Origin of the sequence: Brevundimonas sp. NPDC092305 (assembly GCF_044755415.1) — a bacterium.
Lineage (GTDB): Bacteria > Pseudomonadota > Alphaproteobacteria > Caulobacterales > Caulobacteraceae > Brevundimonas.
The window spans coordinates 1,460,352-1,476,378 of sequence record NZ_JBIVQY010000001.1 but is presented as its reverse complement, the minus strand read 5'-3'; the positions used below and the strand labels follow the sequence as shown (position 1 = coordinate 1,476,378).

The window sequence follows — 16,027 nt, the reverse complement described above, 5'->3', positions numbered from 1 at the left end:
AGCTTCACCGCAAAGTGATTCTACAGGCGGTCAAGCCGGGCGCTGACTGTATTCGTTCCTATGACATGGAGGCGCAAGCCATGACCATCGAAGCTCGTATCCGCGAACTCGGGAATCGTCACCGGAGCCTGGATGAGACCATCCGGGCCGAGATTTCCAGGCCCTCGACGGACTCGCTTCGGGTAAGGGAGCTCAAGCAGCAGAAGCTCAGGCTCAAGGAAGAGATCACCAGCCTTGAGCAGCGAACCTACTAGATGAAGAAGGCCCCGGGATCACTCCCGGGGCCTTTTTCGTGGGTCAGTTCTTGCCGAACACCGACTCTGCGGTGGGCTCGGCGCCGCGGCGCTCGCGTTCCTCGGGAACGAACTCCGGTTCGGCCGGCTCCTGCGCGGCGATCTCTTCAGCCGACTGCAGGGTGGCGCCGCCCTTCTTCGCGTCGTCCTTCGCCTTCTTGTCCGCCGCCTTGCGGACCACGTCATCAAGCTGCAGCTGGCCGACCAGGCCGAGGGTCACCGGATCGACCGGCTTGATGTTGGGAGAGTTCCAGTGGGTGCGGTTGCGCACGCTCTCGATCGTGGCCTTGGTGGTGCCCAGCAGCTTGGCGATCTGCGCGTCGGTCACTTCGGGGTGGTTCCGCACGAACCAGGCGATGGCGTCCGGACGGTCCTGACGACGCGACACGGGCGTATAGCGCGGCGCGGGCTTGGCGGCCTTGATCATTTCCGCGTGGCGGCTGACCACGGCCTTCATGCGGTAGCTGTCGTTTTCCTGTGCCTTGTCCAGCTCGTCGCGGGTCAGCTGGCCGCCGGTGATCGGGTCGACGCCGCGAATGTCGCGGGCCACATCGCCGTCGGCGATGCCGCGCACTTCAAGCGGGTGCAGGCCGCAGAAATCGGCGATCTGCTCAAACGTCAGGGACGTGTTGTCGACCAGCCAGACGGCGGTGGCCTTGGGCATCAGGATGTCGGTCATGGCGTCTTCGCTTCTTGTCTGAGCCCGGTCTGGCCGGGTTCCGGATACGACGGCGCCCGACCTTTCGGCCGGGCGCTCAAGCATTCGATATAGGCGCATTCAGCGGAAAAGAAAACGATTGCCGACCGTGTTATACAGCCAAGGTTCATCCGGTGCGTTGAACATTGCCCTCACAGACGCGTTCGCGTCACATCACGGGAGGATGCCATGTTGATAGAAGCCTTCGCCGCCCTGGCCATGACCTCGAGCCCTCAGGTCAGCACCATGGCGGCTCCGCGCGGGGATTACCGCCAGACCTGCAGCGGCGAATACACCAACCGCGGCCGGCTCTATGCCGACTGCCGCGACGACCGGGGACGCATCCGCGGGACCTCGATCGAACTGAACCGCTGTTCGGATTACGAGATTCGCAATCGCGACGGTCTGCTGGTCTGCGGTCCGAACAGGGGCGACTATGAAGACCGGCCCGGCGGCGGTCCGGGCGGCCCCGGCGGCCCCGGTGGTCCGGGTGGACCCGGCGGCGGCTGGGGTGGTCGCGGGATCGAAGTCTATCGCGACGACAACTTCCGCGGGGCGTCCCAGACCCTCAACGGCGCCGTCAACGATCTGCGCAGCGTGGGTATGAACGACACGATCAGCTCGATGCGCATGCGCGGCGAGTGGACGGCTTGCACCGACGCCAACTTCCGCGGCCAGTGCCAGACCTTCTCGGGCGATGTCAGCAGCCTGCGTCCTTCCGGCATGAACGACCGCATCTCGTCGCTTCGTCCGGGCCGGTATGATGGCGGAAACGGCGGCCCCGGCGGGGGGTGGGGCACGACCTCGATCACTGTCTTCGGCGACGCCATGTATCGCGGTCAGTCGCAATCGTTCCGCAGTGAGATCGCGGACCTGCGCGACAGCGGCCTGAACGACCGGATCAGCTCGATCCGGCTGACCGGCCCGTGGGAGGTCTGCACCGACGCCTACTTCCGGGGTCAGTGTCAGGTTATCCGCGAGGATGTCTGGAACCTCCAACAGCTCCAGCTGAACGACCGCATCTCGTCGATGCGTCCGCTGGCCCGCTAGACGGTCAGCACGATCTTGCCGACATGGCCGCCTGCCTCAAGCCTGAGGTGGGCGGCCATTGCGTGTTCGAGGGGGAAGGTCGCCTCGATCGGCGGCCGCACCTGACCTGAGGCGACCCAGGGCCAGACGGTCGCCTCCACCGCTGCAATCAGCCGCGCCTTCTCGTCAGCCGGACGAGCGCGAAGGGTCGAGCCGGTCAGGACAATCCGCTTCAGCATCAACCGCATCAGATCGATTTCCGCCATCGCGCCGCCCAAGGTGGCGATGACGACCCAGCGGCCGCCGGGTTTCAGCACGGCCTGATTCAGCGTCGCATAACCGGCCCCAACCATATCCAGCACGACATCGACGCCGCCGAAATCCAGAATGGCCCGCTCAAGGTCGTCTGTTTCCGCGTCGAGGCTCAGGTCCGCTCCGAGCGCACGTGCGGCGGCCGTCTTCTCCGCGCCCCGCGATGTCGCCACGATACGGGCGCCGGCGGTCTTGGCCATCTGGATGGCCGTCACTCCGATACCGCTTGTCGCGCCGTGCACCATCAGCGTCTCGCCGGCGTTCAAGGCGCCGGCCTCGAAGACATTGGCGAAGACGGTGCAGACGGTCTCGGGCAATCCCGCCGCGTTGACCCAGTCCAGACTGTCAGGGATCGGCAGGGCGTGTCGGGCGTCGACCACCGCATAATCCGCGTATCCTCCGCCACCAAGAAGGGCGCAGACCCGGTCGCCGACCCGCCAGCGGGATACGCCTTCACCGACCTGATCCACCTCGCCGGCGACCTCAAGGCCCAGAATGTCGGAGGCGCCGGGCGGCGGCGGATAGCGGCCGGCGCGCTGTAGCAGGTCGGGACGGTTTACGCCCGAGGCGCGAACGCGAAGGCGGACCTGTCCCGGCCCGGCGACCGGATCGGGACGCTCGACCAGTCTCAGGGCCTCCGCCGGGCCCGCTCCACCGTCGATCTCGATCACACGCATGACGGGCTCCGTGGGTTGCAATCGTGGGTCTGAGGGCGTTCAGATAGGCGGTTGCGGGTCCCTTGGCCAGGAAGGAGGCGGCGATGTTCGAAGATCTGGAGCCCCGTCCGGCGCGCGGCGCGCCCATGATCGCCCTCACGCGAGAAGATCTGGACGGCTATTCGGTGGAAGACCTCAAAGAGCGCATCGAGGCGCTGGAGGGCGAGATCGCCCGCTCGCGCGCCGCCATCGACGGCAAGTCGTCCCAGCGCAACGCCGCAGACGCCCTGTTCAACTTCCGCTCCTGACCCGGACGAACTGGCACATCCGTTGCAGACGGTGATTGCGCCGCGCGAAACCGTGTCGGGCGTGATACGGATGCCTGTTCCCTGATGAGTCTGATCCTTTTGACTTCGACCGACGACCCTTCAGTTCCGACATCCGCCCGCAACCGCGCCGCCGTGGTCGAGGATTTCGCACGCTCGCAACTGTTCGACCGGACGTTCCGCGAAGGCATGGAACTGGTCGAGGAAACGGCCGCCTATCTGGATGGCGAAGGCCGCCGCGACTCCAAGCTGCTCTCCCGGTCCGCCGCGCTGGCCTATGCGGGCGAGAGCATGAAGCTGACGACCCGGCTGATGCAGATCGCGTCGTGGCTGCTGGTCCAGAGGGCGGTGCGGGAAGGCGACATGTCCGCCGACGACGCCTGCCAGCCGCGCTATCGCCTTGCCGACCGCAAGCCGGAGGCCGAGCCGACCAGTCCGGAGCTCCCGATCGCCCTTGTCGAGTTTCTGGTCCGCACCGAGAAGCTCTACGACCGGGTGCTGCACCTCGATCGCCGCATGTATGTAAACGCAGCGGAGGAAGAGGCCCTGAACCCGGTTCAGAGCCATTTCGATCGCCTGACGGCCGCCTTCGGCCGGGGCTAGACCCTACGGCCCGACGTCATTGGCGACGTTGCGGCCGTCATCGACGACGGTCGGCAGGCTGACGGCGATGCCGAGAGCCTCGGCCAGCTTCTTGTCGCGATTGTATACGTCCTCGCGGAACGCCACCCGACCCTGTCCGTCCACGAAGGCCGTCCAGTAGAGCAGGCGCACGCCGATCTCGCGCCCGGTCTGGATGCGCTTGGTCTCGCGGGTGTCCTGCGCCGTGTCGAACTGGCCCAGCAGAGACGGGTCGGGCGACAGCAGCAGGCGAGCGAACTCCACCGCGTTCTGCACCCGGACGCAGCCGTGCGAGCGCTGGCGCATGGACAGGTTGAACGCCGCCTTCGACGGCGTGTCGTGCAGGAAGATGGCGTAGCTGTCGCGCAGTTCGAACTTCACATAGCCGAGCGCGGCCGAGGGGCCGGCGCGCTGGATGACCTGTCCGTTCTGGACGTACATGTTCTGGCTGGCGAGGTAGCCGGGGCCCTTGGGCAGAATCTCGCGGCGCGCGATGCCGGCCGGCACATACCAGGGCGGATTGGCCACGACGGACGCGAACGGTTTCTCGAGGCTGGGCGTCTGGTTGTCAGGCGAGCCGCAGACGACGCGGTTCGAGTGCACCGGACGACCGTCCTTCCAGTAGACCATGATCGCGGCCGCGGTGTTGACCTCGATCCGCTCCGGCTGGACCTCGCGCTTCAGCCAACGGCGGCGTTCGAGGTTCAGCGCGATCTGACGGGCGCGATCCTCGGCCGATGCGGAGAGCGAACGTTGGGTGCCCGCGCCAATCCGCCCGTCAGCGCCCAGCCCGTGCCGGGCCTGGAAGCTGCGAACGCCCGCCTGGATCGGTGCGGAATAGACATTGCCGGTCGCTGTCGCGGCCACATCGGCGGTCATATCGCCTTCGGCCACCAGTCGCTGGACGAGGGCTGGAATGCGGCTGTCGCTGCCGCCGGGCTCGATGTTGGCGCCGCTGCGGAACGCCGGCCAGCCGCCCTTGTCGCGGATCAGGCGGCGATAGCGGACATAGCCGGCCGACAGGTTGGAGTAGCCGATGTCAGTAGGGGCCAGACCTTCAAGCCAGTCCGCCAGCCGCTCGTTGGCCAGCGCGTCGTTCAGCCCGGCGGGCAGATCGACGCGGTTCTTGCTCATTTCCCACAGTTCTTCGACGTCCTCGGGACGCACGCGGCCCTCGGCCAGCACCCGGGCGTAGTCCAGGGCGGCGGCGGTGGTCTTCATCTCGCCGGCTGTGCGATCGGCGGCCACGGCGTCGAAGTCGAAGAAGTCGCCGGGGTAGAGGCCGTGACGCTCGGCCCGAGCCGCGCCTGCCCGCAGGGCCTGCATCCGCGCCGGAGTCCAGACCGGCCGCCAGCCGTTCAATTCGTAGAAGGCGCGGACGTCCGCCTGCTGCGCCTCGGGCAGGGTCGCCAGTTGGTCATTGAAGCCGTTGTAGAAGGCGACTGCGCCGGGATCACGTGTCTGCGCCAACGCGCTCACGCTTGCGCAGGACGCAAAGGCCGATACCGCCGCGCCCAGTCCCAATTGCCGTCGATTCATCGCCAGATCTCTACGCGTTTCGCCGCCGGGACACAGTGTCCACGCCCGAAACGCCAACGCCGTGCATGTTATCGGCGTTCCGGAAAAACAGAAAGGCGCCGGTCAGGGACCGACGCCTTTGAGTGTCTTTGATATCGCGGTGTGTGTCTCCACACCCACGACTTACTTCTTGATGAAGCCGGCGAACTTGTTGTTGAAGCGCGAAACACGGCCGCCGCGGTCCATCAGCTGCTGGTTGCCGCCGGTCCACGCGGGGTGCGTCGACGGGTCGATGTCCAGGTTCAGGGTGTCGCCCTCTTTCCCGTAGGTGGAACGGGTCTGGTAGGTCGAACCATCCGTCAGCGTGACGGTGATGAAATGGTAGTCGGGGTGCGTATCCGCCTTCATGGTCGTCGTCCGGTCTCTGCGCGATGACGATGCCGACCGTCTGTGCGCGTAAAATGAGAAACCCGCCGGGACGCGGCGGGAGCGAGTGGCGGCGTTTACACCGAGGCCCTTTCCGGGGCAAGAGGCGGCCAAATGACCGACGCGCGCGCATCCGACTCCGCAGACCTACGCAGCCGCCCCGGAGAGGGCGCGCAACTGGCGGGGCGGATGGAGGAGGACGGCGGGCGTCGCAAGCGGAACCGCGACGTGCGCCCCCTGGGCCGACTGCTGCCATACCTGTGGCGGCACAAGGGTCACGCGGCGATGGCGGCGGTCTGGCTGATCCTGTCCACGACCGCCTCGCTCAGTCTGACCGCGGCCGCCCGGGGCGCCATCGACCACGGCTTCGAGGGTGGTGGGGCGCAGCTGAATCTCTGGTTCATGCTGCTGGGTGCGGTGGCGCTGTTCCTCGGGCTGGCGACGGCCGTTCGGTATTACTTCGTCACCAAGACCGGCGAGCGGGTGATCGCCGACCTGCGCAAGGGCCTGTTCGAGCGGGTGCTGACGCTCGATCCGTCCTTCTACGCCCAGATGCGGACCGGCGAGGTGCTGTCGCGGCTGACGACTGACGTGGCGCTGGTCGAGACCCTGCTGACCACCTCGGTCAGCTATGCGTTGCGCAACTTCCTGACCCTGATCGGCGGCACGGTGCTGCTGTTCTTCGTCAGCCCCAAACTGACCGGTCTGGTCATGCTGGTCGTGCCGCTGCTGCTGGGTCCGCTGTTCCTGTTCGGCCGTCGCGTGCGCAAGCTGACCGTGGCCTCGCAGGACAAGTTCGCCAGCGCCGTGGGCTTTGCGGGCGAGAGCGTGGACGCGATCGAAACGGTGCAGGCCTTCGGGCGGGAGAGAAGCGCCATCAATCGTTTCGGCGATGCGGTTGAAGCGGCGTTCGGCGTCTCCCTGACCCGGATGAAGGCGCGCGCCGTGATGACGGCCATGATCATCGTCGTCATGTTCGGCGGCGTGACGCTGGTGCTTTGGCTGGGCGCGCAGGACGTCATCGCGGGACGCATGACGCCGGGCGCCCTGATCCAGTTCGTGCTGCTGTCTGTGTTCTGCGCCGGGGCCGTGGGGGCGCTGGGCGAGAGCTGGGGCGACGTCCAGAAGGCCGCCGGCGCCATGGAGCGGATCGACGAGTTGATGCGAGCCACGCCGTCAATAGCCGCGCCCGCCAATCCCCGTAACCTGCCGGAACCGCCGGTGGGCGAGGTGTCGATGTCCGGGGTCCAGTTCGCCTATCCGGGCCGTCCGGACCTGCCGGCGTTGAGAGGTTTCAGCCTGACTGTCCGTCCCGGCGAGACTGTGGCCCTTGTCGGCCCGTCGGGGGCGGGCAAGTCCACCGTCTTCCGCCTGCTTCTGCGGTTCTACGATCCCCAGTCGGGTCTGGTGTCGGTCGATGGCGTCGATGTCCGCGACGCCGATCCGGTCGCGGTGCGCAATCGCTTCGCCTGGGTCTCCCAGGAGGCGCCGCTGTTCTCGGGTTCGGCTCTGGAAAATATCCGCTTCGGCGACGAATCCGCCACCGAGGACGAGGTGCGGGCGGCCGCCGAGGAAGCGCAGGCGCTCGGCTTTGTGAATGCACTGCCTGAAGGGTTCCGCACGCCGCTGGGTGAGCGCGGCAAGAGCCTGTCGGGTGGACAGCGCCAGCGTCTGGCCATCGCCCGGGCGCTGGTTCGTGATGCGCCGATCCTGTTGCTGGACGAAGCCACTTCCGCGCTCGACGCGGAAAACGAGCGGCTCGTTCAAGCTGCGCTTGATCAGGCCATGGAAGCCCGCACGACGCTGGTCATAGCCCACAGACTGGCGACAGTCCTGCGCGCCGACCGCATCGTGGTGATGGAAGACGGCAAGGTGGCGGAAGAGGGCACCCACCACGCGCTGATCGCACGCGGCGGGCTTTATGCGCGTCTGGCTGAGCTTCAGTTCCGGGCCGACTAGCCTACGGGCGCGAATACGCCGCAGGCGATGCGGCCGCCGGCCCCGCCGATCGGCTGGCTGACGTGATCATCGGCGTTGGCGTGCACGAGGAACGACGTTCCGTCCGCATCCGTCAGGTCGACAGTGGTGTTGCCCAGATAAACCTCGGCGTGGGCGCTGCCGTCCGCCGCTGCGTGGATGTTTTGCAGATCACCCAGATCCGGACCGCCGGAACCGTTCAGCAAACCGTGCGGATGCGCCTCGGCGTGGTTCACGTGGGCGCCGGCGGAGGTGAAGCCGGGCCCTTCGCACTTGCCGACGGCATGCAGGTGGGTGCCGTGCCAGCCTTGCGGCCAGCCCTTGCCCTCGACCCGGAACAGCAGCCCCTGCGGGCCGCGGAACGCCGTCACCATGCCCGCATCGCCCCCATCGGCGGTCTTCAGGGCGGCCGTCGCGACGGGCTCCGGAGCCGGCGCGGGAGCCGGGGTCGGAGCGGGAGCGGGCGACTGGGCCAGCGCGGCTCCGCAAGCGACCATCAGGGGCGCGGTCAGAAGGGTGGCGAGGGCAAGGCGGCGCATGGTTGGATATCCCGTGTGAAAGCCCAAAAAGGCGGTGATTTCTTTGCCTCGGAAGGCCGTGACTGCTAGAAAACCCGATAGCGGATCACGTTCCGATTCCCGGCAACTGAAGCCTGATTTCCTTGACCGACGACAGCTACGACAACGCCGCACCGCCGGCCGGCGGCGGCGACATCGCCACCATCACCATCGAGGACGAACTTCGCAGGTCGTATCTCGACTACGCCATGAGCGTCATCGTGTCGCGCGCCCTTCCGGATGCGCGGGACGGACTGAAGCCCGTGCACCGGCGGATCCTGTATTCGATGCACGACCTCGGCATGGAGCCGAACCGCGCCTATTCGAAGTGCGCCCGTGTGGTCGGCGATGTGCTCGGTCGCTTCCACCCGCACGGCGACGCCTCTGTCTACATGGCGCTGGTGCGTATGGCCCAGCCCTTCTCGATGGGGCTGATGCTGGTCGACGGACAGGGCAACTTCGGTTCGGTCGATGGCGATATGCCCGCCTCGATGCGATACACCGAGGCCCGGATGGCTTCGGCCGCCGTCGCCTTGCTGGCGGACATCGACAAGGACACCGTCGACTTCCAGCCGAACTACGACGAGAAGGAGCTGGAGCCGGTCGTCCTGCCCAGCCGGATTCCAAACCTGCTGGTCAACGGCGCGGGCGGTATCGCCGTCGGCATGGCCACCAATATCCCGCCGCATAACCTCGGCGAGGTCATCGACGCGGCGGTGGTGTTGCTGGACGATCCGAACGTGTCGGACGACGCCTTGCTGGACATCGTCCCGGGTCCCGACTTCCCGACCGGTGGCGAGATCATGGGCCGCACCGCGCCGCGCAACGCGCTGCGCGACGGTCGCGGCTCGGTCATCGTGCGCGGCAGGGCAACGATCGAGACCATCCGCAAGGACCGCGAGGCTATCGTGGTCACCGAGCTGCCATATCAGGTCAACAAGCAGACCCTGATCGAGCGCATCGCCGAGATGGTTCGTGAGAAGCGGATCGAGGGCATCGCCGACGTTCGCGACGAGTCCGATCGTCAGGGCATGCGCATGGTCATCGAGCTGAAGCGCGAGGCTTCGGGCGACGTGATCCTGAACCAGCTGTGGCGCTTCACGGCCATGCAGTCGTCGTTCGGCGTCAACATGCTGGCCCTCAACCACGGCCGCCCGGAACAGATGGGCCTGCGCCAGCTGCTGCAGGTCTTCCTCGACTTCCGTGAAGAGGTAGTGGTCCGCCGGATCAAGTTCGAACTGGCCAAGGCCCGCGACCGCGGCCACGTGCTGGTCGGTCTGGCCGTCGCCGTGGCCAACATCGACGAGGTGATCCACATCATCCGATCCTCGGCCGACCCGACCGAGGCGCGCGAGCGGTTGCAGGCCAAGAGCTGGCCGGTGGGCGACATGATCGCCCTCGTCGAGCTGATCGCCGATCCGCGCTCCATGCTGATCGACGGCGACAAGCTGAATCTGACGGACGAACAGGCCCGCGCCATTCTGGCTCTGACGCTCAGCCGCCTGACCGGCCTTGGCCGCGACGACATCTTCGGCGAGGCGCGTGAGCTGGCCGGGACCATTCAGGGTCACCTGAACCTGCTGTCCGACCGCGCCAACATCCTCGCCGTGATCCGCGACGATCTGATCGCCGTGAAGGACCAGTTCGCGGTGCCGCGCCGGACCCAGATCGGCGACGGCGATTTCGAGCTGGAAGACGAGGACCTGATCCCGCGCGAGGACATGGTGGTGACCGTGACCCACGGCGGCTACGTCAAGCGCGTGGCGCTGAACGCCTATCGGACCCAGCATCGTGGCGGAAAGGGCCGCTCGGGCGTGGCGATGAAGGACGACGATGCGGTCGTGGGCGTCTTCTCGGCCTCGACCCACACACCGGTGCTGTTCTTCGCCACCAACGGCAAGGCCTACAAGCTGAAGACCTGGCGTCTGCCGCTGGGCAACCCGCAGTCGCGCGGCAAGGCGTTCGTGAACCTGCTGCCGATCGAGCCGGGCGACAGCATCATGAACGTGCTTCCCCTGCCCGAGGACGAGGCCACCTGGGGCGACTACGACATCATGTTCGCCACGAAGTCCGGCGACGTGCGACGCAACAAGCTGTCGGACTTCGCGACGGTCAATCGCGCCGGCAAGATCGCCATGAAGCTGGAAGACGGCGACCGGATGGTCGGCGTCGGCCTGTGCACCGGCGAGGACGACATCCTGCTGACCACGGCGCTCGGCCGCGCAATCCGCTTCAAGGCGGACGACGTGCGGGTGTTCAAGGGCCGGGATTCCACCGGCGTGCGCGGCATCCGCCTGCAGGACGGCGACGAGGTTATCTCGATGGCTGTGCTGGGCCGGGTCGACGCCACTCCGGAAGAGCGCTCGGCCTACGTCAAGCACGCCAACGCCATGCGTCGCGCCGTCGAGGGCGAGGATGAAACCACGGCTGTCGTCGAGGAGGATGGAGATGAGGCGGCGAGCGACGCCATCCTGTCGACCGAACGTATCGCCCAACTCGGCGCGGCGGAGCAGTTCATCGCGACTGTCACCGAAACCGGCTTCGGCAAGCGCTCCTCGGCCTATGAGTACCGCCGCACGGGTCGCGGCGGTCAGGGGCTGACGGCTCATGGTCTTGGCGGACGGGCCGGCACGCGTCTGGCGGCGGCCTTCCCGATCGAGGACGGCGACGAACTGCTGCTGGTCACTTCGGGCGGCCAGATGATCCGTACGCCGATCGGACAGGTTCGTATCGTCGGCCGCACCAGTCAGGGCGTCACCATATTCCGCACGGCGGACGGCGAAAAGGTCGTATCGGTCGAGCGCCTGCCGGACAGTGGCGGCGGGGATGAGATCATCGACGGTGAAGGCGGCGAGATCGAGGGCGGCGAGGGGGAGGCCTGATCGCATTGGCCGATCGCCGCATCCTCTGGATCGACGGCGAGCCGGCCAGCACGCGCGATCTGGCTCATCAGGCGCTGGTCAACTACGGCGCCTACACCTCGTTCCGCGTCGAGAACGGCGGGGCGAGGGGGCTGGACCGGCATCTCTCGCGGCTGGACGCCTCGGCCGTCGAACTGTTCGGCGAACCGGTCGGCGAGCCGCGGTTGCGCGAGGCCCTGCGGCAGGCGCTGGGCGATCGAACCGAGGCGTGGGTGCGGGTCAGCCTGTTCTCGCCTGAAATCTCTCACCGCGAGGTCGAGTGGCGAGGGCGGCCCAAGGTCATGGTCGGCGCCTTCGACCCGCCAGCACCACTGGCGGAGAGCGCCCGCGCCCAGCCGCAGGTGCACCAGCGGCAGTCGCCGCATCTCAAGCATGTCGCCACCCTCGAATTGATTCAGGCCCGCCGTGCGGCGCGGGCCTCGGGCTTTGATGACGCGCTGTTCGTGGATGCGACCGGGCTGATCTCGGAGGGGGCGCTCTGGAATATCGGATTTGTCGTGGGTGATCAGGTCATCTGGCCCGACGCCCCCATGCTGGAAGGCGTCACGCAGGCGTTGATGGACCAGCACCTTGCGGTTGTCGGGATGACCAGCACGATCGCGCCCGTTCGCCTGCCGGACCTGCACCGGTTCGATGCGGCCTTTCTCTGCAACAGCGCCACCCCCGCCTGTGCGATCACGGCGATCGGAGATCATGTCTTCGATGCTCGCCCCGACCTGATCGAGCGTCTGACCACGGCGTGGCGCGCCGCTGCGCTCCAGCCGATCTAGGCCCGGCTGCAACTGCCTGCTAAACCAGCGAAATCGCGGGGGAGGACTGCATGCGTATCGGGCTCTATCCCGGCACTTTCGACCCGATCACCAACGGGCATATGGACATCATCGGCCGGGCCGTGAAGCTGGTGGACCGTCTGGTCATCGGCGTGGCGCGCAATGACGACAAGGGGCCGCTGTTTGCGACCGACGAACGCGTCGAGATGCTCCGCGCCGAGGTGGCCCGGTTCGGCGACAAGGTGGAGGTCCGCGCGTTCGACACCCTGCTGATGCATTTCGCCGAGGAGCTGGGCGCCTCGATGATCATCCGCGGCCTGCGCGCCGTCGCGGACTTCGAATACGAATTCCAGATGACGGCGATGAACCAGCGCCTCAATGCCGACATCGAAACGGTCTTCCTCATGGCCGACCCTCGCCACCAGGCCATCGCCTCGCGGCTGGTCAAGGAGATCGCCCGTCTTGATGGCGCGATCGACAGTTTCGTCAGTCCCGCAGTGGCCAGCGCCGTCCGCGCCAAGGTCAGATAAGAGATCAAGAGCTTGAAGTTCGCAGCCGCCCTCGCCGTTTCGTTTGCCATCCTTGCCGCGCCCGTCGCCGCCCAGACCGCGCCGGACTGGCGCACGATTGAGCCGCAGAACCTGCTGGTCATCGACACCGTGCACGGGCGAATTCTGGTTGAACTCGACTCCCGCGTCGCGCCGCTGTCGGTCGAACGTATCCGCACGCTGGCGGACCGCGGCTTCTACGACGGATTGAAGTTTCATCGCGTCATCGCCGACTTCATGGTCCAGACCGGAGACCCCCAAGGCACCGGTCAGGGCGGCAGCGACCTGCCTGACGTCAACGCCGAGTTCCAGTTCCGTCGTGGCCGCGATGCCGGGTTCGCCCCAGTGCAGCCGACACCGCAGGGCCAGGCCGGCGTGATGGGGTCCATGGCCGTCGTCACCCAGCCCGACGCCCAGATGATGGTGACCGCCGACTTCAAGGCGGGCGCGCAGGCGCTGTTCTGCAAGGGCGTCGCCGGCATGGCCCGCAACGGCGCCGACGTGAACAGCGCGAACAGCCAGTTCTTCCTCATGAGGGCTGACCGAGAAGATCTGAACGGCCAGTACACGCCCTTCGGCCGCGTGGTTGTCGGGATGGACGCCGTGGAAGCCATCAAGGTCGGGCAAGGCCCCAACGGTCAGGTCGTCGACCCCGACGTCATGACCCGGGTCCGGACGGCGTCCGCCATGCCGGAGGGCCAACGCCCGGCCGTGCGGGTGATGAATACCGCCAGCCCGGCCTTCACTGCTTTCGTCGAACGGACCAAGACAACCAGAGGCGCCGCCTTCAACATCTGCGACGCCCAGCCGCCCGCCGAGCTGATCGGGGGCTAGTTAATCATTCGCCCCGGGGAGAAGCGCATGACTTCGAGGTTCACCGTGCTGGCGGCTCTGGTCGCCTTGTCCGCTACGCCGGCCTTGGCCCAGGAAGCCGCGACGCCGCCTCCGCCTCCGCCGCCGGCCGAGCAGGCGGCGCCTCCGCCCAGCGAATGGCGGACGGTCGCCCCAGAGAACCTGCTTGTCATCGATACGACCAAGGGCCGCATCCTCGTCGAGCTCGCGCCCGACGTTGCGCCGCTGCATGTCGAGCGTATCCGCCTGCTGTCCCGCAACGGCTTCTTCGACAATCTGACCTGGCACCGGGTGATCGACCTGTTCATGGCCCAGACCGGCGACCCGCTGGGCAGCGGGGAGGGGCAGAGCGCCTACCCGGACCTGAAGGCCGAGTTCACCTTCCGACGCGACCGAACGGCGCCGTTCGCCGCCGTAGCCGCGCCCATGGGCGCGCAGGTGGGCTTCCTGAACTCTCTTCCGATCCAGACCCAGCCCGACGCCCTCTTCGCCACCACAGCGGACGGCAAGGTGCACGGGTGGGCGATCTACTGCCCAGGCGTGGCCGGCATGGCGCGCGACGAGGGCAACGACACCGCCAACAGCCAGTTCTTCCTCATGCGTCAGGCCTATCCTGCGCTCGACAAGCGCTACACAGTCTGGGGCACGACGATCTCCGGACTGGAGGTCGTGCGGTCAATTCAGGTCGGCGACGGCGACAACGGCATGATGGCGCAGGCGACGCCCGACCGGATGACGCGGGTGCGCGTCGCCTCAGACCTGCCGGCGGCCGAGCGCCCGACGGCGCGGGTTCTGGCGACGGATTCCCCGCGCTTCCGGGCCTTGGCTGATCAGGCGAGAGGGGCGCGCGGCGCGGACTTCTCGATCTGCGACGTCACCCTGCCTGTTGAGGTGAGCTAGAGCCGCGTCTGCGGCGTCTTCGGCGTGGGCGTCGATCTTCCCGCATGCGCTGAAGCAGCAGCCCTTCGCGCAGGCCCCGATCCGCCACGCGGACCCGCTCGGACGGCCATGCCCTCTGCACCGCCTCCATGATCGCCGCGCCCGCCAGAACCAGATCGGCGCGGTCCGGGCCAATGCAGGCCTCGGCTGCGCGCCCTTTTGGCCCGAGCGCCTTCAGACGTTCCGCCGCCGCCTCGCAGTCGGCCCGGGACATCCAGAGCCCGTCGACCAGATTGCGCTGATATCGCCGAAGATTCAGGTGGATGCCCGCAAGGCTGGTGATCGCGCCCGAGGTGCCGACCATATGGGCGCGGCCGGCGACAAACACCTCACGCAAGTCCTGCCCGACAGGAGCCTCGGCGATGCCCCGGCCCATGTCGGCGACCATGGCTTCGTACCACGCGACATGCGCGCCCGCGTCCGCGTCGACAGGTTCCGGGTGCCGCTCGGCCAGTGTCACCACGCCAATCGGTGCCGACATCCAGCCTTGCAGGTCGTAGCCCGTCCCCTTGCGCAGCAGCCAGCTCAGTTCGGTCGAGCCGCCGCCCACATCCACGACCAGAACCGCTTCGGCCTCCGGGTCGAACAGGTTCTGACAGCCCTCGACGGCCAGCTTCGCTTCCTCGATCGGGTCGATGATCCGCAGCTTCAGCCCGGTGCCGGTGCGAACGCGTTCGATGAAGGCGGCGCCGTTATCCGCCTGCCGGCAGGCCTGGGTCGCCACGGCCATCAGACGGTCAGGGCTCACGCCCTTTCGTCCAACCCGCTCGGCGCACAGCATCAGGGCGTCGTAGGCGCGGTCCATGGCGGCGTCATCCAGCCGCCCGGTGCGCGACAGGCCTTCGCCGAGGCGAACGATGCGGCTGAACGAATCGACCACCTGAAAGCCGTCGCGCGACGGGCGCGCGATCAGCAGACGGCAGTTGTTGGTCCCCAGGTCGAGTGCGCCATACAGCGGCGCCTCTCGCCCTTGCGCCGATGACCCTCCGGAGGCGCCGGCTCCGCCGCGCCGCCCTCGGGGCCCTCGATGCGGGGACCGGTCGCGCGTGGGCGCGTCCCCAGTCTCCGGCATGGGCCGAACTTTCAAGGTGGGCGGTCCGAAGCGGCGCCCGTCCCGAACAAGGTAATCCCGGACGGCCACGGAGCAAATGGATTCTGTCAGGAAGATGAACGAGCCGTGCGGGGTTCGCTCAGGCGAGGCGTCGCAGTATGCCCCCATGACCCGCATGCCCTCCGCCCGCTTCGGCCTTGGCCAGATCGTTCGTCACCGCGAAGCCGACTTTCGCGGAGTCGTGGTCGATGTCGATCCGCACTTTCTGGGCGGTCCGTTGTCCGAAGGCGCGGGCGTTTCGGACCAGCCCTTCTACCATGTGCTGGCGATCGACGAGGGCGGCGGCTACATGGCCTACGCCGCCGAAGACGCGCTGGAGCACGACCCTGATCTGCTCAAGGTCTGCAGCGCGGACGAGCGTCGCCTGTTCACCATGGACTCAAGCGGGCGCCACGCTCCGAAGGCTCAGGCTATCCACTGACGCTGGCGAACCGCTTCGGCGCGGCCTAGATTGGACAAAACGGCCGTCAGAGC

The 16,027-nt window shown here is 67.4% G+C and carries 17 protein-coding genes; 11 read left to right on the top strand and 6 right to left on the bottom strand.

Annotated elements, in window-relative coordinates; translation table 11 throughout:
• Positions 1 to 80: 80 nt before the first annotated feature.
• Positions 81 to 254: a YdcH family protein gene (locus tag ACIQC9_RS07360; protein WP_400613975.1), complete on the top strand. Its 174-nt coding sequence runs from the start codon at positions 81 to 83 to the stop codon at positions 252 to 254.
• Positions 255 to 297: 43 nt separating this feature from the next.
• Here ACIQC9_RS07360 and ACIQC9_RS07355 read toward each other — a convergent pair whose 3' ends face one another.
• Entirely contained in the window at positions 298 to 972 is a 675-nt protein-coding gene (locus ACIQC9_RS07355) for a DUF1013 domain-containing protein (RefSeq protein ID WP_400613973.1), read from the bottom strand.
• A 207-nt stretch (positions 973 to 1,179) separates the two neighbouring features.
• Between ACIQC9_RS07355 and ACIQC9_RS07350 the strand changes: the two genes are divergently transcribed.
• Positions 1,180 to 2,040, top strand: a complete 861-nt coding sequence (locus tag ACIQC9_RS07350) for a beta/gamma crystallin-related protein (RefSeq protein ID WP_400613972.1) — start codon at positions 1,180 to 1,182, stop codon at positions 2,038 to 2,040.
• On the opposite strand, the gene ACIQC9_RS07345 is transcribed toward ACIQC9_RS07350, so the two are convergent.
• Positions 2,037 to 3,008: an NAD(P)H-quinone oxidoreductase gene (locus ACIQC9_RS07345; protein WP_400613970.1), complete on the bottom strand. Its 972-nt coding sequence runs from the start codon at positions 3,006 to 3,008 to the stop codon at positions 2,037 to 2,039. The two genes, ACIQC9_RS07350 and ACIQC9_RS07345, sit on opposite strands and share 4 nt — an antisense overlap.
• 83 nt (positions 3,009 to 3,091) lie before the next feature.
• On the opposite strand from ACIQC9_RS07345, the gene ACIQC9_RS07340 reads away from it, so the two are divergent.
• Positions 3,092 to 3,295 carry a DUF1192 domain-containing protein gene (locus ACIQC9_RS07340; protein WP_400613967.1) on the top strand — a complete coding sequence of 68 codons (204 nt, stop codon included), beginning with the start codon at positions 3,092 to 3,094 and terminating at the stop codon, positions 3,293 to 3,295.
• A gap of 84 nt (positions 3,296 to 3,379) precedes the next feature.
• Positions 3,380 to 3,916, top strand: a complete 537-nt coding sequence (locus ACIQC9_RS07335) for a DUF1465 family protein (RefSeq protein ID WP_400613965.1) — start codon at positions 3,380 to 3,382, stop codon at positions 3,914 to 3,916.
• A gap of 3 nt (positions 3,917 to 3,919) precedes the next feature.
• On the opposite strand, the gene ACIQC9_RS07330 is transcribed toward ACIQC9_RS07335, so the two are convergent.
• A complete protein-coding gene (locus tag ACIQC9_RS07330; RefSeq protein ID WP_400615416.1) occupies positions 3,920 to 5,413 on the bottom strand; it encodes a murein L,D-transpeptidase in 1,494 nt (497 codons plus the stop codon).
• A gap of 222 nt (positions 5,414 to 5,635) precedes the next feature.
• Positions 5,636 to 5,860 (bottom strand): 50S ribosomal protein L31, encoded by a 225-nt coding sequence (gene rpmE, locus ACIQC9_RS07325; RefSeq protein WP_400613962.1) that lies wholly within the window; start codon positions 5,858 to 5,860, stop codon positions 5,636 to 5,638.
• Positions 5,861 to 5,992: 132 nt separating this feature from the next.
• Here rpmE and ACIQC9_RS07320 point away from each other — a divergent pair, with 132 nt between their 5' ends.
• On the top strand, positions 5,993 to 7,837 hold the full coding sequence (locus ACIQC9_RS07320) for an ABC transporter transmembrane domain-containing protein (RefSeq protein ID WP_400613960.1): 1,845 nt from the start codon (positions 5,993 to 5,995) through the stop codon (positions 7,835 to 7,837).
• Here ACIQC9_RS07320 and ACIQC9_RS07315 read toward each other — a convergent pair.
• Positions 7,834 to 8,394, bottom strand: a complete 561-nt coding sequence (locus tag ACIQC9_RS07315) for a superoxide dismutase family protein (protein ID WP_400613958.1) — start codon at positions 8,392 to 8,394, stop codon at positions 7,834 to 7,836. The genes ACIQC9_RS07320 and ACIQC9_RS07315 overlap by 4 nt on opposite strands.
• A gap of 122 nt (positions 8,395 to 8,516) precedes the next feature.
• On the opposite strand from ACIQC9_RS07315, the gene gyrA reads away from it, so the two are divergent.
• The 5 genes from gyrA to ACIQC9_RS07290 are packed head-to-tail and all read left to right on the top strand — an operon-like array spanning position 8,517 to position 14,403.
• Complete coding sequence (gene gyrA, locus ACIQC9_RS07310; protein WP_400613956.1) at positions 8,517 to 11,294, top strand: DNA gyrase subunit A; 2,778 nt, start codon at positions 8,517 to 8,519, stop codon at positions 11,292 to 11,294.
• Between the two features lie 5 nt (positions 11,295 to 11,299).
• A complete protein-coding gene (locus tag ACIQC9_RS07305) occupies positions 11,300 to 12,103 on the top strand; it encodes an aminotransferase class IV (protein WP_400613953.1) in 804 nt (267 codons plus the stop codon).
• Positions 12,104 to 12,153: 50 nt separating this feature from the next.
• The gene (gene coaD / locus ACIQC9_RS07300; RefSeq protein ID WP_400613951.1) at positions 12,154 to 12,633 is read left to right on the top strand and encodes a pantetheine-phosphate adenylyltransferase; all 480 of its coding nucleotides are present in this window, start codon (positions 12,154 to 12,156) and stop codon (positions 12,631 to 12,633) included.
• Between the two features lie 12 nt (positions 12,634 to 12,645).
• Positions 12,646 to 13,485 (top strand): peptidylprolyl isomerase, encoded by an 840-nt coding sequence (locus ACIQC9_RS07295; protein WP_400613948.1) that lies wholly within the window; start codon positions 12,646 to 12,648, stop codon positions 13,483 to 13,485.
• 27 nt (positions 13,486 to 13,512) lie between these two features.
• Entirely contained in the window at positions 13,513 to 14,403 is an 891-nt protein-coding gene (locus tag ACIQC9_RS07290; protein ID WP_400613946.1) for a peptidylprolyl isomerase, read from the top strand.
• Here the strand turns inward: ACIQC9_RS07290 and ACIQC9_RS07285 are convergent.
• On the bottom strand, positions 14,378 to 15,514 hold the full coding sequence (locus ACIQC9_RS07285; RefSeq protein ID WP_400613944.1) for a Ppx/GppA phosphatase family protein: 1,137 nt from the start codon (positions 15,512 to 15,514) through the stop codon (positions 14,378 to 14,380). The genes ACIQC9_RS07290 and ACIQC9_RS07285 overlap by 26 nt on opposite strands.
• 145 nt (positions 15,515 to 15,659) lie before the next feature.
• On the opposite strand from ACIQC9_RS07285, the gene hspQ reads away from it, so the two are divergent.
• Positions 15,660 to 15,974: a heat shock protein HspQ gene (hspQ, locus tag ACIQC9_RS07280; RefSeq protein ID WP_400613942.1), complete on the top strand. Its 315-nt coding sequence runs from the start codon at positions 15,660 to 15,662 to the stop codon at positions 15,972 to 15,974.
• The last annotated feature ends 53 nt before the right edge of the window (positions 15,975 to 16,027 follow it).

Bases quoted from the DNA above. Each gene is read 5' to 3' on its own strand.
- ACIQC9_RS07360 (WP_400613975.1), top strand. From the start codon at position 81: ATGACCATCGAAGCTCGTATCCGCGAACTCGGGAATCGTCACCGGAGC.
- ACIQC9_RS07355 (WP_400613973.1), bottom strand. From the start codon at position 972: ATGACCGACATCCTGATGCCCAAGGCCACCGCCGTCTGGCTGGTCGAC.
- ACIQC9_RS07350 (WP_400613972.1), top strand. From the start codon at position 1,180: ATGTTGATAGAAGCCTTCGCCGCCCTGGCCATGACCTCGAGCCCTCAG.
- ACIQC9_RS07345 (WP_400613970.1), bottom strand. From the start codon at position 3,008: ATGCGTGTGATCGAGATCGACGGTGGAGCGGGCCCGGCGGAGGCCCTG.
- ACIQC9_RS07340 (WP_400613967.1), top strand. From the start codon at position 3,092: ATGTTCGAAGATCTGGAGCCCCGTCCGGCGCGCGGCGCGCCCATGATC.
- ACIQC9_RS07335 (WP_400613965.1), top strand. From the start codon at position 3,380: ATGAGTCTGATCCTTTTGACTTCGACCGACGACCCTTCAGTTCCGACA.
- rpmE (WP_400613962.1), bottom strand. From the start codon at position 5,860: ATGAAGGCGGATACGCACCCCGACTACCATTTCATCACCGTCACGCTG.
- ACIQC9_RS07320 (WP_400613960.1), top strand. From the start codon at position 5,993: ATGACCGACGCGCGCGCATCCGACTCCGCAGACCTACGCAGCCGCCCC.
- ACIQC9_RS07315 (WP_400613958.1), bottom strand. From the start codon at position 8,394: ATGCGCCGCCTTGCCCTCGCCACCCTTCTGACCGCGCCCCTGATGGTC.
- coaD (WP_400613951.1), top strand. From the start codon at position 12,154: ATGCGTATCGGGCTCTATCCCGGCACTTTCGACCCGATCACCAACGGG.
- ACIQC9_RS07290 (WP_400613946.1), top strand. From the start codon at position 13,513: ATGACTTCGAGGTTCACCGTGCTGGCGGCTCTGGTCGCCTTGTCCGCT.
- ACIQC9_RS07285 (WP_400613944.1), bottom strand. From the start codon at position 15,514: ATGCCGGAGACTGGGGACGCGCCCACGCGCGACCGGTCCCCGCATCGA.
- hspQ (WP_400613942.1), top strand. From the start codon at position 15,660: ATGACCCGCATGCCCTCCGCCCGCTTCGGCCTTGGCCAGATCGTTCGT.